Annotated in this window: 17 protein-coding genes and 1 pseudogene; 8 read left to right on the top strand and 10 right to left on the bottom strand. The window is 62.5% G+C overall.

All coding sequences use genetic code 11. The features are described 5' to 3' along the window. Positions 1 to 386: 386 nt before the first annotated feature. Positions 387 to 2,186 carry a TPR end-of-group domain-containing protein gene (locus BN2476_RS48395; RefSeq protein WP_235850944.1) on the bottom strand — a complete coding sequence of 600 codons (1,800 nt, stop codon included), beginning with the start codon at positions 2,184 to 2,186 and terminating at the stop codon, positions 387 to 389. A 950-nt stretch (positions 2,187 to 3,136) separates the two neighbouring features. Between BN2476_RS48395 and BN2476_RS24655 the strand changes: the two genes are divergently transcribed. Beyond that, positions 3,137 to 4,327, top strand: coding sequence for a TIGR03118 family protein (locus tag BN2476_RS24655; protein ID WP_087736776.1), 1,191 nt, complete (start codon positions 3,137 to 3,139; stop codon positions 4,325 to 4,327). Positions 4,328 to 4,592: 265 nt separating this feature from the next. Here BN2476_RS24655 and BN2476_RS24650 read toward each other — a convergent pair. The 6 genes and pseudogenes from BN2476_RS24650 to BN2476_RS24625 form a co-directional block, all read right to left on the bottom strand. Then, positions 4,593 to 4,943: pseudogene (locus BN2476_RS24650) on the bottom strand (helix-turn-helix domain-containing protein); the annotation flags it as partial. A gap of 665 nt (positions 4,944 to 5,608) precedes the next feature. Continuing rightward, complete coding sequence (locus BN2476_RS24645) at positions 5,609 to 6,124, bottom strand: PaaI family thioesterase (protein WP_235850943.1); 516 nt, start codon at positions 6,122 to 6,124, stop codon at positions 5,609 to 5,611. Positions 6,125 to 6,614: 490 nt separating this feature from the next. Then, positions 6,615 to 7,415 (bottom strand): DUF2182 domain-containing protein, encoded by an 801-nt coding sequence (locus tag BN2476_RS24640; protein ID WP_218274536.1) that lies wholly within the window; start codon positions 7,413 to 7,415, stop codon positions 6,615 to 6,617. Beyond that, a complete protein-coding gene (locus BN2476_RS24635) occupies positions 7,408 to 8,010 on the bottom strand; it encodes a DUF1326 domain-containing protein (protein WP_087736789.1) in 603 nt (200 codons plus the stop codon). The genes BN2476_RS24640 and BN2476_RS24635 overlap by 8 nt, the downstream gene beginning before the upstream one ends. A gap of 579 nt (positions 8,011 to 8,589) precedes the next feature. Then, complete coding sequence (locus BN2476_RS24630; RefSeq protein WP_087736775.1) at positions 8,590 to 11,373, bottom strand: tetratricopeptide repeat protein; 2,784 nt, start codon at positions 11,371 to 11,373, stop codon at positions 8,590 to 8,592. A gap of 110 nt (positions 11,374 to 11,483) precedes the next feature. Then, positions 11,484 to 12,794 (bottom strand): tetratricopeptide repeat protein, encoded by a 1,311-nt coding sequence (locus BN2476_RS24625; RefSeq protein ID WP_160111749.1) that lies wholly within the window; start codon positions 12,792 to 12,794, stop codon positions 11,484 to 11,486. 704 nt (positions 12,795 to 13,498) lie between these two features. Between BN2476_RS24625 and BN2476_RS24620 the strand changes: the two genes are divergently transcribed. After that, the gene (locus BN2476_RS24620) at positions 13,499 to 14,311 is read left to right on the top strand and encodes a gamma-glutamylcyclotransferase family protein (RefSeq protein ID WP_087736788.1); all 813 of its coding nucleotides are present in this window, start codon (positions 13,499 to 13,501) and stop codon (positions 14,309 to 14,311) included. Between the two features lie 104 nt (positions 14,312 to 14,415). On the opposite strand, the gene BN2476_RS24615 is transcribed toward BN2476_RS24620, so the two are convergent. Continuing rightward, positions 14,416 to 15,504, bottom strand: a complete 1,089-nt coding sequence (locus BN2476_RS24615) for a zinc-binding dehydrogenase (RefSeq protein WP_087736773.1) — start codon at positions 15,502 to 15,504, stop codon at positions 14,416 to 14,418. Between the two features lie 91 nt (positions 15,505 to 15,595). Between BN2476_RS24615 and BN2476_RS24610 the strand changes: the two genes are divergently transcribed. Next, entirely contained in the window at positions 15,596 to 16,516 is a 921-nt protein-coding gene (locus tag BN2476_RS24610; protein ID WP_235850942.1) for a LysR family transcriptional regulator, read from the top strand. An 88-nt stretch (positions 16,517 to 16,604) separates the two neighbouring features. On the opposite strand, the gene BN2476_RS24605 is transcribed toward BN2476_RS24610, so the two are convergent. Continuing rightward, on the bottom strand, positions 16,605 to 16,916 hold the full coding sequence (locus tag BN2476_RS24605; protein WP_087736772.1) for a DUF4148 domain-containing protein: 312 nt from the start codon (positions 16,914 to 16,916) through the stop codon (positions 16,605 to 16,607). Then, a complete protein-coding gene (locus tag BN2476_RS47035; RefSeq protein ID WP_162497889.1) occupies positions 16,909 to 17,076 on the bottom strand; it encodes a hypothetical protein in 168 nt (55 codons plus the stop codon). The genes BN2476_RS24605 and BN2476_RS47035 overlap by 8 nt, the downstream gene beginning before the upstream one ends. A gap of 464 nt (positions 17,077 to 17,540) precedes the next feature. Here BN2476_RS47035 and BN2476_RS24600 point away from each other — a divergent pair, with 464 nt between their 5' ends. The 5 genes from BN2476_RS24600 (at position 17,541) to BN2476_RS24580 (ending at position 25,220) form a co-directional block, all read left to right on the top strand. Next, a complete protein-coding gene (locus tag BN2476_RS24600; RefSeq protein WP_087736771.1) occupies positions 17,541 to 18,230 on the top strand; it encodes a response regulator transcription factor in 690 nt (229 codons plus the stop codon). Then, a complete protein-coding gene (locus BN2476_RS24595) occupies positions 18,220 to 19,515 on the top strand; it encodes a sensor histidine kinase (RefSeq protein ID WP_087736770.1) in 1,296 nt (431 codons plus the stop codon). The genes BN2476_RS24600 and BN2476_RS24595 overlap by 11 nt, the downstream gene beginning before the upstream one ends. Before the next feature lie 96 nt (positions 19,516 to 19,611). After that, positions 19,612 to 21,000, top strand: coding sequence for a TolC family protein (locus BN2476_RS24590; protein WP_087736769.1), 1,389 nt, complete (start codon positions 19,612 to 19,614; stop codon positions 20,998 to 21,000). Then, complete coding sequence (locus tag BN2476_RS24585) at positions 21,000 to 22,064, top strand: efflux RND transporter periplasmic adaptor subunit (RefSeq protein WP_087736768.1); 1,065 nt, start codon at positions 21,000 to 21,002, stop codon at positions 22,062 to 22,064. The genes BN2476_RS24590 and BN2476_RS24585 overlap by 1 nt, the downstream gene beginning before the upstream one ends. A gap of 42 nt (positions 22,065 to 22,106) precedes the next feature. Further along, complete coding sequence (locus BN2476_RS24580) at positions 22,107 to 25,220, top strand: efflux RND transporter permease subunit (protein ID WP_087736767.1); 3,114 nt, start codon at positions 22,107 to 22,109, stop codon at positions 25,218 to 25,220. The last annotated feature ends 13 nt before the right edge of the window (positions 25,221 to 25,233 follow it).

Genomic DNA, 25,233 nt, shown 5'->3' with positions numbered 1-25,233 from the left:
ACCGGTTGAATGCGCACAACTGTAGCCGCCGTTAGCCGAGGGTCGCGCCGGCGGCAGCTATAGCTCAGCAGTCGTTGGATCGCCGGCTACCTCGAATGACAGCTTTTCACCTGCGCGAGGACAGCACTCGACCCGATTTGGCCATTCGGCTAGTCTCTGCGAATGTCCCCACCTCGCTCCGAAGCGGCCGCTTTGGCCCACTCCTGCCGTCGGACGTCAATGGAGTGTTAGTCCTTTTCGATGAGCGAATTTGAGCGAGCGCTCGGCACACAGGGAAATTACGTCAGCCCCGTATTGTTTGGCATTGGCTGGCAGCGCAAGCGTCGTTTGAGTTCGCGGGGCCAGCATTACCGATATTGGCTGCGCCCAGCACGGAGCGTCGTCCTTCAGGTCTGGCTGAACCCGACGCGGGACAGCAGTTCAGAGAATCTTGGATCGGAGCGAACGCTGTCGAAGGTAGGTTCTGTCCTGAGCTCAATGAAATCAGGACTGTGCTCATCGTAGGCTTTTTCCAGCCAGCCGAAGGTCTGCTCTTTGTCCCCGAGCGAACCAAACACTCGTGCCATGTTGTAGGGGTGGACGTAGTGCTTTTCGGATTCCCCCTCCAGCGCATCCACGATCTGCTGCATGGCCGCTCTCATGTCGGCGGCGGCATAGGTCTGGGCCAGCCCCATCAGCGCCTCTGTGCTCCTCCCGGAAAGAGTTACAGCCTTCTGCATCTCCTCGATTGCGTCATGGAACAACTTCTGTTGCTGGTAAACCAATCCCAGCCTGAGGTGAAGCACAAAGTGGTTTGGATCGATTTCGAGGGCTTTACGGAGTTCTTCCCGTGCCTGGTCGTATCGCCGGGCAAGGTACAAGATCATGGCAACAGATGAATTCAGCACTGAATTCAACGGATCCATCTGCTGGGACTGCCTGACCCTGGTAATGGCTTCTTCGGCTCTGCCCACCGACATAAGATATTCCGCGTACCAATAATAGGCGATCGCGTGTCCTGGGCTCAGTTCAATGGCGCGCAGGAAATCCTGTTCCAGATCGACCCAGTCCCAATCGTGCAAACGTACGTGGGCCAGTGACGCGTAGGCCTCACCCAAATCAGGTTCAATCTGCAGCGCTTTCCTGGCTGCCATTTTTGCTTTATGAAACGTTTCGCGTGCAGGGCTCACGCCGCGACATGCAAGCATCGTGTAAGCGTCGGCCACTCCATCATAGGCGGCCGCAAAGTTCGGCTGGTGTCCAATAGCGAGCTGAAAATACTCAATACTCTTTCGCATTCCTTCTTCGGTGCGCTTGGACCAGAAGTGACGTCCCTTGAGATATGCTTCGTGCGCCTGCGCATCAACGACAGGAGTACGGTCTAAGCGCCTTTGCTCGTGCGGCGCGAGCTTGATCTCAATTTCGCGGGCAATTGCCTTGGCCACCTCGATCTGCAGTGCCAGGATGTCATGCTGGTTCCCCTCGTAGGTCTGGGCCCAAAGGTGCGTTTCGTCGCTTACCCGGATGAGCTGCGCCGCAATCCGTACCCGATCTCCGGCGCGCCGGACGCTTCCCTCGAGCACGTGGGAAACTCCGAGGTCTTGGCCGATCTGATGAATGGTCTTGGTCGTGGATTTGTAGCGCATCGCGGAAGTCCGGGCGATCACACCCAGGCGCTCCGAGCTGAGCCGGGCAAGTTGGGTGATCATATCCTCAGTTAAACCCTCACTAAAGTAATCATATTTGTCGCCGCCACCGAGACCTTCGAACGGAAGCACGACCAGCATCACTCGCCCCTCCGATAGCCATGGTTTATTTGGGAGCGGTAATGCTTGCGGTTCACTCGGTTCGCTTGCCACCAGCGCCCTGCCGTTAGGTTCCAAACGTCCCGCTCCATCCTCACGGAGCGGCGGCCTTCCTGGGACAGCATTGACCGGTCGATGCCGGTTCCGATACAGCGCATCAGCCACAATGATCGCGATTCCAACAAAGACAAACACCGGCCGAGCATCGAGCGCCAAGCGCGACAAATGTTCCACCCTCTCTGGCCTCGCAATATAGCGGATTAGTCGAGCTATGAATTCCTGCGGCGCGAAGCCGGTGATTGCTAAGAGGACTCCCCCAATGAACCATTCGCTAACCCGCGCTCGCAACATTGCCCACAAGTGCCCTCGGTATTCGCTGTGGGGTTTGTCTGTCTTTTTCATCTTCCATCTCGTCCCCGAATAAAGTCGTTTCGGCCAGGCGTTAAGGGCCCCGCCGCGGCACAGGAAGTTGGAATGTGGCCTAAGGCGTACACGCCGTCACAATCCTGGCGCGGCGTTCTCCACGCCTACACCCACAGCGTTCATAGTTTCTGTGGTGATGAGTGGCGCGGCGCTGCGGTCCGCTGATAGCCTTCAAGTAACTCGAACGATTCGTGCGCGCGGCAGGATCGAGAAAATTGCAATTCGTCCCACGCCGAGATAGCTACATCTGTAACTATCTGCTTTTTTTAGACGCAAATCTACGCGCCACCTTGCAGACCACCTCGCCCCGCCAGTGGATTCGCCTCCTCGGAGTGGGCCTCGCGGAGAAAAGAATTTCCATCACCGTGTTCGACGCGTACTTTGACGATGCACTCAGCCGGGTTGCGAAATTGATCGACGAACGCAGGCACATGACGGAATAAACCCTATCCGCACGCCTTGCCCCAACTTATATCCGACGTCGGCTGTGCGCCGAACTGCGGTCATTCGATGGCGCTTGTTGAATGTTCCTTGTGGCCGGGAGCATCAGTTCATGAACGTTCTACAGAGCTGACGTTGGAGTCTCAGCGCCAGCTTTTCGGCGAGGTGGGTGAACGCCTGGCAAGTCGTGGGTGGAACCAATTGTATCGGCGGGTCTTTGATCGCCATTCCGTGCCGAACGGCAGGGCACGGCTATGTCGAAAACGTCTGAATATGTCGCAGATGAAACTGGCATCAATGCGTGGGCAGGACCGAAGTGGACAAGGACTAAAACTGGCCGACGCAGTGTCGGTATGGTCGAGACGCAAGGGCCGTGATAGCGAGAATTTCTGGAGTACAGCGGAATATTTGGTGTACAGCGTTCGTTTAGCCTCTCTGGCGCTCGCTCGCGGAGCAATCTCTCACCAGTCAGAGTAAGGAGCGTAGTCATGTCTCAGGTCTCTTGGGGTCTCAAAGCGGCAGCCGTGATTGTCCTCGCCGCCGGTTTCACAATCGGGCATGCCCATGAAGACGATGCTTACGTCGTCACACCACTTGTGTCCAACGTGGCAGGCGCGGCTCCGAAGGTCGACGGGGTACTACAGAACGCCTGGGGTATCGCGTTTAGTCCGGCAGCAAGTCCGTTCTGGATCAACGACAACGCCACCGGCTGCGCCACGCTGTATGACGGCGCGGGGACAAAGGTGGCGCTGCAGGTCTCCATCCCGCTGCCAGGCAATGTCATCCCGGACAGCGCCTGTCATCCCTTCTTTCCCAACAATCCACCGAAGACCACGCCCGCGGCGCCGACCGGGATGGTGTGGAATCCCTCACCGGCGTTTCTCGTGCCAGGTACCACGATCCCGGCCGTATTCATCTTCGCGACCGAGGACGGCACGATTTCCGCTTGGGCCGGCGGGCTGAATCCGCCGAACAACGCCGTGCTCGCGGTCGATAACTCGGCCACCCCCTCCGCCGCCAACGGGGCCGTCTACAAGGGTCTCGTCGTCGGTGTGAATGCGAAAGGAGTATTCCTGTTTGCGACGAACTTTCGCTCGGGGCAGATCGATGTATTCGGGCCGAGCGGCGGCACGAAAGGCTTGTTCATGCCCGCGACGACGGACGGCGGCTTCATCGACCGAAAGATCCCAGCCGGATTCGCGCCGTTTGGCATCGCGAACATCGATGGCGACCTTTTCGTCACCTATGCAAAGCAGAACAAGGAGAAGCACGACGACGTTGCAGGCGAAGGTCTGGGATTCGTCGATGTATTCGATACAGACGGCCACCTGCTGCGCCGTTTCGCCAGCCGAGGGCCGCTCAACTCACCGTGGGGAGTCACTCGCGCATCCTTTGCGTTCGGCCGCTTCAGCGGAAAAATACTGATTGGCAACTTCGGCAATGGCCGGATCAATGTCTTTAACGATAACGGCACGTTCGTCGATCAACTGGAGGATGCAAACGGCAATCCACTGGCTATCGACGGCTTGTGGACCTTGACACTCGGTGGCGGCCGCAACTCGAGCTCGGACACGGTGTACTTCTCCGCAGGTCCTAACAAGGAGATCAATGGACTGTTCGGTACCATAGCTCCGGTGAGCGCCTCCAAGGCACACGTGTCGGCTGAACAGGGGCAATAACCGGCAGCGCGTGGCTCCCCGTGCAACTCCAAAGCACGATATCGCTGACCATCGACGACGTGTCTATCCGAGTTGGAGACGAAGGACGTAAGCACAGCCGGTCGCGCAGTTTGGCAAGACGCGACCGGCGCTTCTCGGGCCAGGGACTTCCTGTCCGCGCGCAGGCAAACTGAATACCGTCAGAACGGTTCACCAACCATCTCTTCCCTCTTGCGCCAAAGTGCATGAGCGTTTGCCACCGGCGTACTCCAATAGTCGATAAGACTCACGACGCCCGCAACTCACGGCCCCCCTTACCTATCCGTCGCCGCAGCAGCGTGCGCAAAGTGACGCCGTCCGCGTAACCGACCTGTTCGGCGATCCGATCGACGCTAACCTTGCTCGTCTTCAGCAGATGGACGGCGCGCTCGACCCGCAGATCCTGAATGTACTCGACGGGCGTTTTACCGAGCACCTCGTTTAGACGTCGCGTCAACGTTCGCTTGCTGGTCGCCAATTCTTCGGCGGCGTCGTCGAGCCCGATGGCCGTGTCGAGGTGTTCGCGCACCCAGCGGTCGAAACGCTCGACGAGCGGGTCCGAATGGGCCAGGTGATCGGAGATCGCAAAGGCAGACTGCTACGGCCGCGAATCGTGGATCAACTGCGCGCTTGCCGAAGAATAAACGTTTCGTATCGCCCCTGTTTGTGCCCCGATGGGACGAGTGACAACACGATGTCCACCGGCGACCCTTTCGTTGGGCCGCCGGGATTTGTAAAAAATCCGGTCACGATATTTGGCCGGCAAGACACTGCGGGCAGGCTTCGCCCGCGTCCAAAGATGTCCCGCTCTGTAAATCCGTAATCGGCAACCTCGGCCCTGATGTCCGCGAGTACCTCCTGGAACTCAGCAGCCCGGGGGCGTCGGCCGCCTGCCCTGCAAGCTCGGCCATCTGTGCATTTAGCTCTTTATATGTCGCCAGGACTCCCCCCCAACAGACATGGTGATGACGATCATAGCCCGCTTCGGGCCGCAGCGATTCGTAGCTGGCCCTCCTGCCGAGAGACGGAAGTACCCACCCTGCTCACGCTTCGCAGCATGTCTGCGGCTGCTCCACTATTCACCCGAACAGCCCTTGCTGCCGCACGTCTCGCGCGGGCGGCAGCGAGACCTTCGCGCGCCGGACCGAACGTTGTCGCGCGATGCAACGCACGTGGGCAACGAGCTCCGCGCGCACCTCACCTGCCACCACCAGCGTGTACCGCCGCATGCCGCTAGCGGCGCCGGTTGTTTCGCGCTGACATTCAAAGAACGAGCTGGGTCTGTGTCACCACGGCTACGAGCTTGCCTTCGGCCGTAGTGATACGGGTTTGCCAGACCATCGTGCGTCGGCCCCGATGGACGGGCGTCGTCTCGCCAACGATGCGTGATCCCGCAGGCGCTGCACCCACGAAATTCGTTTTGCTCTCGATGGTTGTCGTCGTATGTCCTTCTGGCAGATTGGCGATGGTCGCCAAAGCGCCCAAGGTATCGGCAAAGGCCATAATTGCGCCTCCATGCGCGACTGCCGGCGTCGTACAGAGGTCCTCTCGCACAGTCATCTCACCTACGACATAGTCGGCCGCGGCGCTGACCACCTTCACACCGAGAAGATTAGCGAACGGAAGAGGATTTTCCTTGTAGTGGGAAAGCAGATCCATGACGACAGCTCCGGATGGAAGATGCAGAGGCAGCCAGGGCGGCCGCTGCAGGGCAACAAGCGTCAAGGCCCGGATCGAATACCCGCGAACCGTGTCGAGCAGCCAGAGTTCGTCCTGCATGACAGCGCTGCACTGAGCAGCGTCGAGCCTCTCGAAAGATAAATGGGTACGCAACGCGTCGCTTCGACATTCGAACGGCTGACGCCCGGTCGTGCCCGCAAACACTGCAGCCTGTCTGACCTGCCCCCTAATGTGAACCGCTGAGTTCGTCCGCGCAACCGTCAATCCGTGTCCCCCGCCTTTCCCGCGTCGCGCCGTCGTGCCGGTGGTAACCGGTTTATTGCGCGCCACGATTGGCCAGCGCGCGCCGGTACTGGTCGTTGTCGACCAGCAGGTAGTCGATCCGCTCCCGCAACTGCCGGTTCTGCGTACGCAGTGCGTCGGCCGACATTCGCACTTCGGCGGCGGCGAACGTCAGCTCTCACTGCGAGCGAATGCGTACTTGCGAACCCTGCGCGACAATTCGAAACGCTGTCGCTTCAACGGCGGGTTATCAAGCATATTGGACATCTTCGGATGGGGGCGTCACTCGGCTGTTCGCGTCGCGACCTCACCCCGTTGTTGCAACTGCGACACCCCAGCCAACCAGCAGCACCGCCTCCGCAAAAGGAAGCCATCGTGCTTGCGGCAGCATTTTTTCGAGCATTACATAGATCGACAGAGCGGCAACCCAAAGCACGTTCATGACACCAAACACGAAGAGCAACGCCATGAGTAGCCCGCAACAGCCAACGCAATAGGCCCCATGGCGGAATCCCATGATCCCGGCACCCAGGGTGCCGTCGCGCCATTCGGTCAGAAGAAAACCGAGTGGGGAAGCACACTTGCTTAGGCACGCGTGCTTTAAAGGTGTCAGTTGGAAGACTCCCGCAATGACCAGGAGAGCGCCCCCAAGCAGCGGGGTTGCGCTCACCATCATCGGTGTAACGAGACGGGCCTCGAGCAGGCCCCACTGCGCGAGCGTCGCCAACAGGCTGAAGCCGGACCACATAGCCAGGTAGCCGAGAACAAATACGCTCGTGTGGACATATGGCAGTCGTTGCGTACGCCGCTGGCGGCTCAAGAACGCGAAACCCAGAACCATCGGTACGATCGACGGGAGCATCATGGCGGCCATCATGGTGGCCCACATCGCCAGCACCAGCAGCAGATCGATGGCGCCCCAATCCGTCATGCGCGGCATGATAGCCATGGCTGCGCCCGCGTCCATGTGCTCCATGCCCCAGCTCATGTACAGCACGTAGGCCCACGCGAGCGTTGCGGCTGCCGTGAGTCCCGACAGTACGATCACGCGGTCCCACACGGGCAGCCGTCGCGTCACGAAGCCGCCCCGAAAACCTGGCTCAGCCATGGTAGGCGAACGGAGAATAGAAGCCGTTTCGATCTGAGATTTCTCTCGAAAAGCCGTGGTCGGTGAAGCGAAAGCGCGTCGATTTCCCGATCACCGCCGCAAATCCCGGGACAGGGGTAAGCGGGTGATTGCTGATGGTGACGTCGCCTCCATCCTGACCAGACAACGCCTCAATTTCGACGTCCGCCACATTGGGTATGCGAAGGCTGCGACGCTTCCCGTCGAGGTGGTAGTCGATCGCAGCTGGCTTGACGCCCATCACTTCGCCAATCATCGGACCCAGCGCGGAAAGCGGCCCGCCGGCTTGACCGGAAAAGATCTTACCTAAAGCCTCTTGCTGCTTCGGTGTCCCGCGTTCGTCGAGGTAAAGGGCCACCTTCCACTTGTTTTGCAGCATGTGACCGGGCGAATACGCAAAGAGAGCGATGTTGAGTCCGTCCAGAGCCACGTCGGCGAACTCGCCTTGATCGACGTGCCAACCGATCAGCACCGCGCAGTCTCCATCCGACGGCGGACTGAGACAAACGCAACTGCACGGGGCGTAGCAGTTGCAGCTTTCGAAATACGTACCGGCAACCTTCCAGCTCTCGGCCATGGCATTGCCCTCCTTCGTTCGGACGCGGGCAGGGTGTGCGCGCAAATCAATTCAAGTCTAGGTCGAAATGGCCGGGGGGCGTGGGCCGCATGCCTCGAGCACCGTGTCCTACGCGCCTTCGGGCGCTGGAGGTTCGCAAACAGGGCTGACTCTCTACCCAATGGCGCGCTCGACTTGTTCATCGGCTGCCCTGCAAAGAATCTGCTTCCCATGCGACTCGGCATAGGACGTGACCCGCAAGGCATGACGATTCGTACGTCCCGTTCAGCGGATAGTGAATTGGATTCCTGGGTTTCGGCGTGTTGCCGATCACTATCAGTGGCACTTCCTGGCTGGTAAGTCCTCGCCGTGCGACTCGCGACATTCGCTCACGGGGTGACCGGTAACTGGTGCGGAGCAGCCGCTCGAATGCCCTTTTGACGCGACAACGAGCGGCCTTAGTTGGCCGAGCCCAGCCTCAATGATTCTCGCCGGATCACATGAGGCCGATGTGCAGGTCGGATTCGTGAAGCTACTGTTCCTTTATCCCGACGCGCGGCGAGCCTCCTCCGAACCGAGTCGCGGATACGCCGACGGACCTTACTTCTTCTCCGTCACGACTTTGATTCCAGGAATTGTCGTCGCGAGGTTTTCCGTCAAAAGATCCGCACGTACCCGCTCCGCTTCCGTGAGACTGGCACGAACTCGCGCCTCGACGATGCGGGCAGGCTCCAGGAAACGCCGCCACCCCAACTGTGCAGCAAAGCTAACCTGCGCACGCCGGAGCCACGCATCACCGAGCGCGCGGTCCCGCGTTACGCCATCGCCCCGCCAGAACAGGATACCCGTCTCGACCTGCGCGAACGGACTTCCCGTCAACGCCTTGTTCAGCGTCGACAACGCGGCCCAAGTGGCACGATCACCCTCTTGCATCGCGACTGCGACAGATGTCGTTGCAATGGGCTGCCCGGCGTTCGTCGACGGCTCGCCCTCGAGTGCGAGCCAGTATTGTGCTCGCGCAGTCGGCGCGACGCCACCGCCTCCGTCCTGCTCCAGCAGCGCAAGTGCGATCGCTGCCTGGCGCGACCCGAGCGCGGCTGCCTTCCGATACCACTGGGCTGCGAGCGCGTCGTCGCGTGCGACGCCATTTCCGGTCTGATAGACATTGGCAAGTTCATTCGCCCCATCCGCCGAACCGGCGGCGGCAGCCTTCTCCAGCCAGCTCCGGGCGATCAGCGGATTTCTCGCGACTCCACGCCCATAGAGGTAAGCTTCGCCCGTCAGATCCATCGCACTGGAACTGGTCGTCGCCGCTCGGCTCGCCCACTCTAACGCCTCGCGATCGTCGAACTCGCCGCCGAGCCCATTGAACAGATGCGATGCCAGAGCGGACTGCGCATCCACATTCCCGTGGGCGGCAGCCCGCCGAACCCAGTACAGCGCCGCACCGAAATCAACAGCCACGCCGCGCCCCAGATCGTAGGAGTCTGCGAGCATCGACTCGTATGCCGCATCGCCCGTCGACGCGAGACGCCATTGCCAGTACGCGCGCGTTGCCGACGACAGAACGGGCTCAGTCGCGAATCCGGACGCCAGTTGCTGCATGGCAAGCGTATCGCCTGCCCCGGCAGCCGCTGTGCACCAGCGCTGCGCCTTTGCCGCATCGCGAGCGACACCCGAGCCGTTCGCGTAGGCAAGGCACAGCACACGCTGGGAGACGCCGTCATTCGACTCCGCTCCGCGCGTGAACCATTGCAGCGCGGTCGCCTGATCAGGCACGGCGCCCTCACCCTTCGCGTACAGGGTGCCCATCGCCGCGTAGGCCGGACCGAACTGCTGCGCGACCGCCTTGATCAACCACTCCTTTGCGGCGGAACGTTCGTCCGGTGACGACCGCTTGAGCAGCAACATGGCCAATGCCGTTTGGGCCTGTGCGTCACCATGCATCGCCGCACGTTGCAGATACGATTCGCCCAGCACCTCATCGCGAGGCACGCCGTTGCCATTGATGTACAGCACCGCGACGATGCGTTCGGCATCCCTGTTGCCGCCATCCGCCGCCTTGCGATACCAGGCGAGCGCTTCCGTTTTGTCCGACGCCACGCCTTCCCCCGCAAACAGCATCGCGCCCAACATCACCTGCGCTTGCGTGTTGCCGCGCTGTGCGCCGAGCCGCGCGAGCCGGTAAGCCAGTGCGAGATCGCGCGGCCCGCCGAGTCCGGCGTAGGCGAGCGATGCGAGGTTGTACGAGGCGATGCCGAGCCCCTGCTCCGACGCCCGCCCGTACCAGAGCCGCGCCTCTTCCAGGTCCCGGCGGCCGCCCTCACCCTGCTGCAGCATCGTACCGAGATCGTTCTGTGCGGCCGCAACGCCTGCCTGCGCCGCGCCACGCATCCAGCCGACGGCGGCGTCGGCGTCGACGGGACCACCCTGCCCCATCCGGTATTGCACTGCCAGTGCGAACTGGGCAGTCGCGTCACCGTTGAGCGCGGCTTTGCGATGCCATTCGCGCGCCAGCGCCTCGTTGCGTGCGACACCCGTGCCTTGCGCGTACAGGTCGCCAGTGCGACGTTGCGCGTAGGCCAAACCGTTGCGAGCCGCCTGCGCCATGAGCGAAAAGCCGCGTCGAGCGTCCGCCGAAACACCCTTGCCCGAAAGATAGAGTTCCGCGAGGACGGCCTTTGCGTCCGGCTGCTTCTGTGCCGCCGCTGCGGCGAGCCAGCCTGCGGCGCCGTGCGCATCCGCACTGACAACGCGGCCCCGCAGCATCGCCATCCCGAGCAGAAACTGCGCGTCGGCGTCGCCATGCAACGCTCCGTGGATGAACCACCCGACACTGCCCGCCTCGTCGCCGGGCACGCCCGGTCGCCCTACCAGCAGCATCCGCCCGGCATTGGTCGCGCCGTGCGGGTCGCCGTATCTGGCGGCACGGACAAAGAGACGATAGGCGCAGGCGAAATCGACCGGGCCGCCCTCGCCGTTGTAGTGCATCAAGCCAAGCGTATCAGCGGACCTTCCGTCGCCGCCCTCGACTGCGCGGCCAAGCCACACGCGCGCAACTCGCGGATCCCGCGGCACCCGGTAACCGTCGCGGTACAGCGTGCCGACGAGGCGTTGCGCGCGTGCATCGCCCTCCGCTGCCAGCTGTGTGAGGATCGCCAGCCCGGTATCGTCGGGCGGTGCAGCAAAACCGAACAGGACCATCTGACCATACGTCACGCGGGCAGCAAGGTTGCCTTTGGTCGATTCGGCGGCGCACGTAGCGCGCAACTGCACAGGCGTGCTGAGCGGTGTCAGTGAGAACCAGCTGCCCGCCGTCGCGAGCAGCACGCAGGGCGAAGTCGGATCGTCAAACGATGCGACAGCCGAGGTGCTGGGAAACACTGCGCGATGCGCCGAGCCGAATGGCGCCGACGGAAAAGCCTGAGTGACAGCAGGACAGGTCGCCCCAGCGATAAGCGCGAGGGACAGAAATCGTGCAGCAGCCGTTACCGTCACACAGCGCCCCTCGTCACCAGCCCCCACTCATTCGTCCCATACGGTTGAAGGTCGTTGATGCGGCCGACGTATGCCCGTGCGGCCGCGTCGTCATGCTTCACATAACGCTCGTAGGCGGCCCCCATGAACCAGGTCTCCGCGAGCGCGTTTTCAAGCATCTCCGGAGAGGGAATCATGACGGCCTGCGCGTACACCATGTCGATGGTCACGCGCCCCTGCATGTACAGCAGTAACCAGCGACGATAGTTGCCAGGTATCAGCTGTGCATTGCGCCGGATGTAATCGTCGAAGTAGGCATTTGTCGGTGCCGAACCGCCGCTGCGCGCGCGAACATACACGTATATCGCGGCCAGATAGTCCCGGTCGAACGGCGCCGCACCTTGTGCGTTGTCGGCGAGTGACGCGATGCCGCTGGCCCAGTCTCGCTTCAGGATGTACGCCCACGCGAGTGACACCGTCAATTCGTTGTACTTGACGTAGATAGCCGTTTTATCAGTCGCGCCTTCAAGTTCTGCGCGCATCTTCGCGGCCAGAGGAGCGGATTGAGCGATGGCGTCGTCTAACCTGTTCAGCTCGACCAGCGTGGTGATCTTCGACTGCCGGAACGCGATGTCGTCCGGCGCCAGAGAGATCGCCTGGTCAATGGCCTTCAGCGCCTCCTGATGTCGATTGGAATTGTCCAGATAAGCGGAAATGTCGCTGTATGCCTTGGCTCTCTCCTGTTGTGTCGTCGCCGACTTGAGCGACAGCTGTGCCTTACTGAGCGCCTGCTCAGACAGCTCGCGCAACGGGTTAGCGGCGCCAAACGGATGCCGGCGCTCGCTCACGGGATCAATCTTCAGCGCGGCCAGTTTGGCGCGCGTCGGCTCATCGATGGCCTGGTCGGTCGCCCAACGCGCGAACTCCACATAATCCGCCCGCGCACCCGCCGTGTCGCCGATGGCCTCCCGCTCCGCCGCGCGCAGCCGGTAAGCGTCCGCGGATGCGCACTGGATCGTGAGCCCCTTCGAGAGCGCGTCAATCGCTTCCTGATGTCGTCCCGTTCCGCCGAGCGCCTGGCCGAGCGCCTGGTAGTATGGCGCGCCGAGTGTGGTGTCCAGATCGTGTTTCGACTCGTGCGCCGCCCGGACCCGATCGAGCGTGTCGAGCGCTTCCTTATAACGACGATTGGCGTCGTACAGATGCGCAAGCATGAGAAGCTGCAAGTCGGTCGGTGCCGGCGTCAAAGCGACGCCCGCCTCTTGCGCCTCCAATGCCGCGCCGGGGTGCTTAAGAATTGTTTCGACGACCGCGAGTTGCAACTGCATGGTTGCGCGCATCTCGACAGTCAGGCTCCGCGAGGCAAGACATTGTCTTGAAAGATCAGCCGCTTCGTTAAATCTGCCAGCGCTCGTTGAAATGAAAACGCCACGGCAGGCAGCCAGCACGTCGGGCGGCAAGCGGGCCCATGCCTGCGCGGCGTTCGCCGCGGGCGAAGCGGAGCTTGCGGCTGAAGCGGGCGGCATGGGCTGGTGCGCGCACGCACTCAGGCCTAACGCGGCGAATGTGAAGACGGCCCGGCTAACGATGTTTTTCATATTGTGTTCCGAAGGGCGTGTTCCACCATCGTCATGCGATGCAGCATGCATCGCTTTGTCCTAAACGGACCAGGATTATCTAACGGCAGATGCCTTGGATTCTTGAGCGAGACCGTAAGACCCGACATGAGCCGAACTCGCGCGGGATGGGGGAGCGTCAATAACCGCCCGGTTTTTCCAGAAGAGATTTGCGCCCGAAAACGGCCGCACGAACCCGGACTTAACATCGCTTCGTGCGGCGACGCTGGCGCCGGGTTTCAGTTTGCCCGGAAATCTGGCGCGTCATCGACTTCGATGCCAAAGCATCTGATTGTGCTTCCAACCTGGCGATGGCCTGGCGACAGTCAGACGGCGCTGAGGCTTGGCGCGCGCAGTTGCCGGGCGGCCCGGCTGAAGCGATCATTCGCGGTAACGCATTGGACGGAGATCCGACGATGTCAAAGATGGCAAAGATTCGAGGATTCGTTGTGGCGCTGGCGCTCGTTGGCTCGATGGCGCACGCGCAGACCACCGACTTCTGGGGAACGCGTCTTCCCGATCAGCCGACGCAGTTTATTTTCGGCTACGGCTCGCTCATCAACACGCCATCGCGCGACGCCACCGCCGGCAAGCCGGTTGCGGCGATTCCGGTGCGGGTCTCGGCGGCGTTCGGCTATGTGCGCAGCTGGAGCGACCGCGCTCGCTCAGGATTCACGGCGCTCGGCCTGCGGCGTCCGTTCGAGGGCGAGGCGCCGATGACGATCAATGGAGTGATCTATCCCGTAGTCGGCAACGACATGTCCGCGTTCGACGAGCGCGAGAAGGGATACGTGCGCGTCGAGGTGCCGCGCGCGCTCATCGAGGCCGTATCATGGCAGCCGCTGCCGGCGCAGGGAACTGTCTGGGTCTACGTGCCGAAGGCCGAAGGCAAAGCGCCGGGCGAAGGGCTTCCGGTGCCGGACGCGAGGTTTCCGCTCGTCGAGTCGTATATCGATGTCGTTATCGAGGGCGGGCTCGAGTACGGGCCGGAGTTCGCGCGCGAGATCATAGAGACGACCCGAGACTGGAGCCCCTACTGGCTCAACGACCGCACGCTCGCACGCCGGCCATGGGTGTTCGACAAACAGTTCGCGATGGTCGATGCACTGCTCGCGACATCGGCGCCCTGCTTCGCGCAGCGGGCGTTCTCGGAGGACTATGCGACCGCGAGCGCCGCGATCGCCAAACGCAAAGGCAACATGTGTCTTCGGGAGGCGCACGGCCGCTAGACCATCCGGCCTATTGATTGTTACGCCGTCCCTTTCAGTCGTCCTTGACTACCCTGACTCTCGCCGCGTGAGCCGCCCTCGGCGCGAGCGGTCGTGCAGCGCTCTCAACCCCAAGCTCTTTCTTCTTCCGCACTGACAACCGTGCACTGGAGCCCCTGCGCGGCACCCGCGCGATCAATCGCCGCTTCGAGCCGTGCGAACGGATAGGTGGCAAGCTCGACAACATCGAGCGACAACAGTCCCGACGACACGAGCGACACGAGCGCGAGGTAATCGGCGCGGCCGTACATGAAGTGACCGATCAGCTCCCAGTTGTTGCGCAGCATCTCGCTGTAGGCGATGGGCAGATCGACATCCATGCTGCCCATCAGCACGAGCCGCCCGTTGCGGCGCAAGCTGCGTAGCGCCGCGAGCGTCGCATCCGGTTCCTGTGCGTGGCCGACCATGTCGAAAGCGAGGTCGGCACCGCCGCCAGCCGCCTCACGGATTGCAGCGACATCGCGTGCACCATCGCGCGTCAGCACGATCGGCACGACGCGGCCGCGGCCCAACTCGGCGAGCTTCGCGAGCGGCTCGGCGCGACGGCCGAGCGCGACGATGCGGCTGGCCCCGAGCGCCAGCCCCGCGATCACGGCCGCCGAACCGAAGTATCCCGTCGCGCCGTTCACGATCACTGTCTCGCCGGCCGCAAGTCTGCCGCGGCGCAAGCCGCCGAACGGCACCGAAAATTTGCCGAGCGCCGCCAGGCGCGCTGACGGTATGGCATCCAGGCCGTCGAGTGCCAGCACGGATGAAGCCGGAAATTCCGCGAACTCGCGCAGCGTTCCGTGCGGAAAATCTGCGAGCATCGGTGCGCTGCCCGCGCTGATGCCGGTGAGGCCAATCAGAATCTGCTCGGGCTCGGCCACGGCTTCATTGGCGACCCAGTGCGGGTGCACGACGACGCGCTGGCCGGGCCGAAAACCAAACACGCCTTCGCCGACGGTCTCGATAATGCCGATGCCGTTCGTCCCCGGCGAAAACGGCCCGGGCGGAAATGCGTATGGCAGCTTGCCTTCGACGTACGACCGGGTATAGCTGAGCAGCGGCACCGCCTCCATTCGCAGCAGCACGGCGCCGCGCCGCGGTAGCGGCGTCGGCTCATCGCGCAAGACCAGGGGTTTGCCGGGTTCGTCGAGCATCCAGGCTTTCATCGTCTTTCCTCAAGAATGGTCATCGGACGATTGAACTGTAGTAGTGGCCGACATATTCTTGAAATCAATAGTCAACATTGGACCTATCAACGTGTTTGATTTGAGAGGAATCGATCTGAATCTGCTGGTGTCGCTCGATGCGCTGCTCGAGGAAGCCAATGTAACGCGCGCGGCCGAGCGGCTGCATCTGACGCAGCCGGCGCTCTCGACGCAGCTCGCGCGCCTGCGGCAGATCTTCGGTGATCCGCTCCTGATTCCGTCGCCGAGCGGCCGCGGCATGACAAGAAGTGCGCGCGCCATTGCGCTGATGACGCCCCTCCATGAGGTACTCAACCATCTCGAAGCCGTCATTCGCCAGCAGCCGGCCTTCGATCCGTTCGCCGACACGCGCCGTTTCACGATTGCCGCCAGCGATCAGGCGATCGCTGTGCTCGGTTTTCAGCTGATGCAGTCGTGGCCCGAGCATGCGGGGCCGGGCGTGCAACTCGCGTTCGTCGCCGCGGAGCAATTGACGAGCGTCGAGCGCTTCGAGCGCGGCGAGATCGATCTGCTGATCGGTTCGGAGCGGATGGTTCCGGCGTGGACGAAGGCGCGCAAACTTTACGACGAGCACTTCGTCTTTGTGCAGCGCAAAGGGCATCCGCGCGGACTCGCGCCGGTTGATCTCGATAGCTACTGTGCGCTGGGCCATGTGCTCGTTTCGACGAGCGGTGGCAGTTTTTTTGGCTTCATGGACGAGCATTTGCAGGCGCTTGGGCGCGCGCGCCGCGTTGCGCTGTCGGTTCAGCACTTTACGCTCGTGCCCGAGTTGCTCATTCGCACGGACTATGTCTCGACGCTGCCGTCGCGGCTCGTCACGCGCTATCGCGACGTGCTCGATGTGTTCGAGCTGCCGTTCGAGGCGCGCGGATTTTCACTGTTCGCCGCATGGCATCCTCGCGATCAAGCTGATCCTGGCAGCGTCTGGCTGCGAAAGACGCTGACGCAGATCGCGGCAGACTGGTCGGCGTAGTCATCCGTCCTTCAACGGATCACCGCCGCGATGCGACGCACAGTTGGTACGCGCTAAGCCGGGAGATGTTCGTATTCACCTTGGCTTCTCACCCGGGTTGAAGGTGCTGGCACTCCGTTTGGAACCAATAGTCGACCAGGCGCTGTGCCTCTTGTAGATCTTCCGGGTAGTACGGATCGTCATACCACGGTGACGGGTCGTAGCCCGCTTTCCTCAGCGCAGCTAGTTCGCTATGGTGTTGCGCCATCGTAGGTGGCGCGTTGGTCCTGAGCGCCGCCAGGTCGCGGCACTCTGTTGGAGTGAGGTGCATCCCGGTGTATGGCATGCCGCCGACGGCACAGCCGGCGAGCAAAAGCACCAGAGCAGGAAGTATTGACCGTGTTCCAGGCGGCTTACTCATAGTGCTTGTCCACCTTTGCCGCTGCGCGTGGGCGGAAAATGCGCGCCGTCGACATCGACACACACGTCACTTCGAAGCCGGAGCCGCCGTCGCCTTCTTTCACCGCCATGTAGATACCAGATGTCTGGATCTTCTCGCCGGGTTTGTGCTGTTCGGCCATGTCGCGCTCCTTCGGTTGATCTGCCTTGCGAACAGCAAGCATTGTTCCGGACCGGCTATCGCAGCCGTAGGTCAGCAAAGCGCGCCGCGAGCGGATCACGCGAGGTCCGCATCAGCGTGTCTCGGTCCTCGAAAGACGCCGGCGCGCGTTCGCGTGTCGACGTTATTGTGCGGCAGGAAGACAACTGTGCGATGCTTGAAGTCTGCGACACGGGTCCGGGTATTCCAGAGGCCGAGCGCGCACGAATGTGGGAGCGTTTTACTGCGGCAACGGCCACGCCAGGTCAGGTCAGGTAGTGGTCTGGGGTTGCCGATTGTCCGGCGCATCGCGGAACAACACCGGGCGAGACTTTCGCCCGGAAACGGTCTTGAGCAGCGAGGCCTGATGATCCAACTAAAGTTTTCCCCAGGCTTTCAGCAGCTCAACCCTGAGAGCGTCAACGAAAGATCGACAAACAATACGTTATGAAGGTGCTCATTGTCGAGGACGATCCTGCGATCGCCGCGAACCTCTATGACTATCTGGAAGCGAGCGGCTACGAGGTCGATCGCGCCTCCAATGGCCAAACCGGTCTGAAGATGGCCGTCTCCGATTCATGGGACGCGATCCTGCTCGATCTGTCGCTGCCGCGAATGGACGGACTGACGCTGTGCCGCAAGTTGCGCGAAGAAGCGCACAGGGACACGCCGGTTTTGATGCTCACCGCGAAAGACGCGCTCGACGACAAGCTCGCAGGCTTCGTACATGGCGCCGACGACTACCTCGTCAAGCCGTTTTCGCTCAAGGAGGTAGGCGCCCGGCTGGGCGCGCTCATCAAGCGATATCGGGGCGGGGTTGCCACGAACGAACTGCGATTCGCAGACGTGCGGCTCGATCTGACGACGCTCGCCGTCGAGCGCGCCGGCCGGGTCATCAGGCTGCAGCCCAAATGCCTGCACTTGCTGCGCATTCTGATGCAATCACCGGGGCGGGTATTCGGCCGTACCGAACTCGAGACAGAGGTCTGGGGTGACGAACTGCCTGGCAGCGACACGCTGCGCGCGCACATCTACACGTTGCGCAAGGCCTTGACGCAACGAGGCGAGGCGGAGTTGATCGAAACTGTCCACGGGCTTGGTTACCGGCTCGTCGCGGGCGACACCGATGCGTCATAGCCTGCGCTTCAAGGTCGCGTTCGTTTTCTCCGTGCTGACGATCGTGCTGCTCGTTGCCCAGTCGCTGGGCGTCAGGGTGCTTGCCGAAGCACAGGAAGAGAGGCTCATTGCGGCACTGATTCATGATGACATGGCCAGCGTGATGAGAAGCTATCAGGCGAATCCGTCGCTGCTGCCGCCCTTCGACGAGCGCCTGAGCGGCTTCGTCTCAGCGGCGGACAAGTCCACGATCATCCTGCCGGCGAGCGTCGCCACCTTGCCTGCGGGAACGCGCGAGATCGAGGTCGGCGGCAAGGAGATTCACGTTGCAATTGCCGCAGTCGGAGGGGCCCGGCTCTACCGTGTCTACGACTTCAGCAGTTACGAAAAACATTTCAGGGAGATGATCAACGTGCTCATGGCCGGCACGGGGCTCTTTGCGCTGCTGACGGTCTGGCTTTCGTTCGGCGTCTCAGGACTGCTGGTGCGCCAGGTCGCGGGACTTGCCCGTCAGGTCAAGGCGCTCCGGCATGAAAGCACGGCTTTGATCAATCCAGGCAGGTATGACGAAGCCGAACTCATTGGGCTCGTCGAGGCATTTAACGACTATCATCGGCGCATGGCGGACATGATCGCGCGAGAGAAAGATTTTACCGGCGACGTGAGCCACGAGCTGCGCACGCCGCTCACGGCGATCAAGACCAGTTGCGAACTGCTCGAACAGGATCCGGCAGTCAGTGGCAAGTCACGCGCCCGGCTTGCGCAGATTAGCCGCGCGGCGGACAGCATGCACGACCTCGTCAATGCGCTACTGATGCTTGCTCGCGACGATCCCACCCAGCGTGTCGAACCCGTCAGGCTCGCGAGCTTGATCGGAACCACGCTCACGCCATTTGAAGGTCGCTTTGCGGACAGTGGCCTGCATACGGTGATCGACATCGATAGCAGCGTTCAGGTCAAAGTAAACCCATCCGCCCTGGCGATTGCCCTTTCGAACCTGATCGACAATGCCGCGCGTTACACCGATCACGGTCGCGTGCATTTTTCCTACGTGGACGGCTGGTTGCATATCGAAGACACGGGCTCGGGCATCCCGGAGCAGGCGTTGCCACACGTTTTCGACCGGTTCTACCGGGCCTCCCCGACGCAGACTGGAAAACAGGGTTTCGGTATTGGCCTGTCGATCGTGAAAAAGATCTGCGACCGGCATGGCTGGGCAATACAGATCCAAAGTGAGCCGCATCGCGGCACACGCGTGTCGCTGAACCTGCCGCTGGCAGGCCCCGGAGGCACGGCCAGAGGCTGATCCGCCACCTTGTTGACGAAAATTTCACAACCGGTTGCGTAGCATCCGGGTCTGGAGCCGCCTCCTCGGGCGGCAGCGAGACCAACGGATGCCGGAATGCGCCGAGCAATACTGATTGTCATCGCTCTGCTGGCCGGTTGTGCGACCTATCACGCACAGCCGATCGCGCCCGCGCAGCTGGCACAACAGTTCGAGGATCGCTCGCTCGCGAGCGAAGACCTGCGAGCCTTTCTCACAAGGGAACTGGGTCACGACGTCCAGCCGTGGCCCGTCCCGCGCTGGGACAGGCAGATGCTTACGCTCGCGGCCTGGTACTACAGTCCCGCTCTCGATATCGCGCGCGCCCAATGGGGTACCGCGAAAGCCGGCATTCAGGTCGCCGACACGATTCCGAACCCGGTCGTGCAGTTGCCGCTGCAGTTCGCGACGCCCAATCCCGGACCGGGCGCGCCCTTCATATGGGGCCCAGCACTGGACATTCCGATCGAGACCGCGGGCAAGCGCGGCTACCGTGTCGATCAGGCATCACACCTGTCGGAAGCTGCACGCCTTGCGATTGGCAACGAAGCGTGGAAGGTCCGGGGGCAGGTCCGGGATGCGCTGCTCGCGCTGTACGCCGCACAGGAACGTTCGGCATTCCTGTCGCGCAAGACCGAGGCCCTGCAACAGGTCGTACAGATGGTCAGCAAGCGCCGCTCAGTCGGTGAGAACTCGGGACCGGACGTCGACGCGGCCGTTCTCGTGGCGACCCAGGCGCAGGCTGATCTGGCCGCGGCCCAAAGCGCCCGGCAGGATGCCCAGGCGCAGCTGGCGTCGGCGATCGGCGTGCCGGTGGCAGCGCTCGACGGCATCCAGTTCAACCTCGGCGAATTCGGTATGGCACCGGCTGCGCCGCCTGCCGCTGATGCACAGCGCGACGCCATTTTCCATCGAGCTGATCTGCTTGCTTCGCTCTCCGAATATGCGGCGGCCGAGTCGGCACTCCAGCTCGAAGTGGCCAAACAGTATCCCGATATCCATCTCGGACCCGGCTACACCTACGACACCGGCACGCACAAGATCGGGTTCGGGCTTGCGGGCATTACGTTGCCGGTTTTCGACCAGAACCAGGGACCCATTGCCCAGGCCGAGGCGAAGCGCAAGGAAGCAGCCGCGCGCACGGCCGCCTTGCAGGACTCGATTCTCGGCGATCTGGATCATGCCCTCGCGCACTATCGGGCGAGCCTTGACGCCGTGCAGATCTCGGCCCGCCACCTCACGATCGCCCGGCATCAGCTCGATAGCCAGGCGGCCGGTTTTGCCGCTGGCGACACCGACCGTTTGACGCTCACGCAGGCGAATGCCGACTACGAGGCAAACGAAATGTCGCACCTGGATGCCGTTCTCGCCGCACGACAGGCAGCCGGTGCGCTCGAGGATGCCATGCAACTTCCCCTTGAACCCGAGCAGGCAAACGAATCTCTGACACAACAGGAACCACGGTGATGAAACCCCGGCTGCTACTGTTTTGCGCCATTACACTCGCGCTGGCCGCTGGCGGGTGCTGGTACATCTATAAGACGCTTTACCCGGGACCGTCGGCATCGGCGGCGACCGCCACGGCAGCACCTCAGCCGGGGGTGCAGACGATTAACGGTGAAACCGTGGTGACCGTCAGCCCGGCTGTCCAGAAGGCGAGTCACATCGAGGTTGCGCCGCTCGCCCTCGCCACCGTGCAACCTGACAGCACGGCGTGGGCAACGGTCGTCGACTTGCAGCCGCTTTTTGATCTGAGTAACCGGCTGGCCGCCGCGCGTGCCGATCTCGGTACGCTGACCGCCCAGGCCGGCAATTCACACACGCAGTATGAGCGCAGCAACGTGCTGTTTCAGGACGACCGCAACGTCTCGCAGAAAACCCTGCAGGATGCGCGTGCTGTCATGCAGGCCGATCAGGCGAAGCTGAAGTCAGCCACGGCCGCAGTGAGCGGACTGGAAGCGACGATGCGCCAGCAGTTCGGTGATGTGCTCGCGAGCGCGTCGATGAGCCCGGGGTCCGACCTGTTCCAGCGGCTGCAGTCGGGCCGCATGGTCGTGCTGCGGGTCACGCTGCCCGTGGGGTTCAGGGGTGCAGCGCCCGCGCGCATTACGGCAGACGCTCCGGACGGCCAGGTTGTCGCCGCAACGAAGCTGTCGGTTTCACCGCTCGCCGATCCATCGGTGCAGGGCATCCCCTGGTTTTACGCGGCGGACCGGGCATTGCCTGTCGGCACCCGCACCAGCGCGCATGTGCCAACGCCGGTGCCGGCCTCACAGATGCTTGTCATTCCCGATGCCGCCGTCGTCTGGTACGGCGGACAGCAGTGGGCGTACGTACAAACGGCACAGGATCACTTCACGCGGCGCTATGTACCCGCAAGCAACGAGGGCGATCGGGGCTTGCTCGTGACCTCCGGTTTTCACGCAGGAGACCGTGTCGTCACGCAGGGTGCCCAGCTGCTGCTCTCCGAAGAACAGAAGCCTCAAGGCATCGCGACGGCCTGCAAGGACCCGCCCGAATGCGATGACTGACCCGTCATTTCGCCCGGCAAGACACGAATCTAACGACTGCTCATGCTCAACGCAATTATCCGGTTCTCGCTGCGCTTTCGCGGCGTTATCTATGCGCTGGCCATCATCACAGCCGGCTACGGTCTCTACACCCTGACACGCGCGAAGCTCGATGTATTTCCGGAGTTCGCTCCGCCCATGAGCATTGTCCAGACCGAAGCGCCGGGCCTGACCAGCGAACAGGTCGAGACGCTCGTGACGCAGCCGATCGAGAATGGCCTCGGTGGCATGGTCGGCCTGCAGTCGATGCGCTCCCGGTCGATCCAGGGCCTGTCCGCCATTACACTGGTCTTCGGCGAACATGCGAACGTGATGCAGATCCGGCAACTGGTCTCCGAGCGGGTGAATGCACTCGCGGCAACCCTGCCCGCCGGCGTCATGCCGCCCAAGCTTCTGCCGCTCACCACCACGACCAGTGTCGTGCGCACTGTCGGCCTGACCTCGCAGAAGCATTCCCTGATGGAGCTGTATGACATCGCGCAGTGGACCATCAGGCCGCAACTGCTCAGCGTGCCCGGCGTGGCGGACGTCATCGTCTTCGGCGGACAAACGCGTCAGCTCCAGATCCAGGTCGACGCCGCGAAGCTGATGCGCTACGGCCTCTCGATGCAGGACGTCATGGCCGCGGCGCGCGTATCCACAGGGGTGCGTGGCGCAGGTTTCATCGAGAACGACAACCAGCGTATCGCCGTCAACGCGGACGGCCAGATCACGACACCGGACAAGCTCGCGGCCATCGTGCTGCACTGGAGCAACGGCGCAGCCGTTCGCCTGGGCGATGTTGCGTCGGTGACCTGGGGTGCAGCGCCCGCCGTGGGCGCGGCCTCGATCATGGGCCAGCCGGGTGTGATGCTGGTGCTGGAGAGCCAGTACGGTACCAACACGCTTGCGGTCACAAAGGACATCGAGAAAACAATGTCGACCCTGCGGCCGGTGCTCGATAAACAGGGGGTCGCCGTGAATGCCGACGTATTCCGGCCGGCGAACTTTATCGATGCCTCGGTCGGTCACCTGCGCACGGCGCTGCTCGTCGGTGCCGTGCTGGTCATTGCCGTGCTGTTCCTGTTTCTCCTCAACGTGCGCACAGCCGTGATTTCCGCAGTAGCCATTCCGCTTTCGCTGCTCGTTGCAATCATTGTGCTGACGTCATTCGGTGTGAGCCTGAACACGATGACGCTCGGCGGCCTTGCCATTGCACTGGGCGAGGTAGTCGACGACGCGATCATCGATGTCGAGAACATTTACCGCAGGCTGCGGGAAAACCGCCGCCTGCCCAAGCCCTTGCCCGCGTTTCGCGTGGTGCTGCGTGCGTCGTTCGAGGTCCGTAGCGCGGTGGTGTTCGCCACCTTCATCGTGATGCTGATCTTTCTGCCTGTGCTCACGCTTTCAGGCGTCGCAGGCAAGCTCTTTGCGCCACTTGGCGTCGCCTACATCCTTGCCGTGCTCGCTTCACTGTGCGTGGCGCTGACGCTCACCCCCGCGATGGCGCTCGCACTCCTCGTGCGCGGGCCGTTGCCGGAACACGAGCCAAAGCTGATCGCACGTCTGAAGGTCCGCTATACCGCACTGCTGATGAAAGTCGAGCAGCGTGTGAAGACCGTGATGATGGCGGTCTCGCTCATGTGCGTGGCGGCACTCGCTTCGGTCCCGTTCATGAGCGGCAACTTCATTCCAGAGTTGCGCGAGGGACACTACATCGTGCATATGGGCCTTGCGCCCGGCACGTCGCTCGGCGAATCCATGCGCATCGGCACGCAGGTTTCGCACGCTCTGATGCAGGTGCCCGGCGTGCGCCTTGTCGCGCAGCACGCGGGCCGCGCCAACGAGGTTGTCGACCCCGCCGGGGTGCAGCTCTCCGAGTTCGAGGTCGATCTGAAGCCGATGAGCGCATCTGGACAGAGCTGGGCGCTCTACCGTATCAATCAGGCACTCGCCCGATTCCCGGGGTTGACCACTTCCGTCAACACGTTCCTCGTCGAACGCATTGACGAGACGATTTCGGGCGTTACTGCGCCCGTCGTCGTGAACGTGTTTGGCGACAACCTCGACGTGATCGACCGCAAGGCGCAGGAGATCGCGCGCGTGCTCGGGTCGATCCGGGGCGCGGCAAGCGTGCGGGTGGAATCGCCTCCGGGCATTCCGGAACTGGACGTGAAGCTCAAGCTCGATCAGCTAAACCGTTGGGGTTTCAGGCCGGTGGAGGTGCTCGACGCGATCCAGGCTGCGTACCAGGGCACGACCATTTCGCAGGTCTATCAGGGTAGCCGCACGTACGACGTGGTCGCGGTCCTTGCCCCTCGGGAGCGCGCCATGCTTGACGGCGTCGGTGCGCTGATGCTGCGTAATCCTGATGGTCTCTCTGTGCCGCTGCGCGATCTCGCAACCATTCGTCAGGTCTCCGGCCGCTATCAGATCACCCACGATGGCGGCCGGCGGATGCAAACCGTGTCCGTCAATCTCGGTAGCCGGCCTGTGAGCAACTTCGTCAAGGAGGCACAGGCGCGAGTAAGCCGCGAAATCAGCATGCCTCAAGGGACCTACGCGGTATTTGCCGGCGAAAGCGAAGCGCGCGCGCAGTCGCAACGTGACCTGCTGGTGTACGGGGCGATGTCGCTGGTGGGCATTGCGCTGCTGCTGTTCCTGGCTATCAAAAGCCGCCGGGGCGTGATGCTGGTCATGGTCAATCTGCCTTTCGCGCTCGTGGGTGGCGTGCTAGGCGTGGTGCTGACAGGCGCGAACCTGTCGCTCGGTAGCATGGTGGGCTTTGTCACGCTCTTCGGCATTTCCCTGCGCAATTCGATCATGCTGATCAGCCACTACGAGCACCTGGTGCACGTCGATGGGCTGCAGTGGAACCCGGATACTGCCGTGCGCGGTGCCTCGGAGCGGCTCGTGCCGATCCTGATGACGGCACTCGTGACCGCGCTGGCGCTGCTGCCGCTTGCGGTGACGAGCGGCGCAGCCGGCAATGAGATCGAAGGGCCGATGGCGATCGTGATCCTGGGTGGCCTGATTACCTCTACGGCGCTGAACCTCATCGTGCTACCGACGCTGGCCCTGCGCTACGGGCGGTTCGAACGGGATGAGCTGGCCGGGCCCGGCCCCGAAGCGGCGTGATCGCGGAACAGAT

Source organism: Paraburkholderia piptadeniae (assembly GCF_900007165.1).
GTDB lineage: Bacteria > Pseudomonadota > Gammaproteobacteria > Burkholderiales > Burkholderiaceae > Paraburkholderia > Paraburkholderia piptadeniae.
Note: the sequence above shows the minus strand (reverse complement) of the source record. Positions and strands in the feature narration are given on the sequence as shown.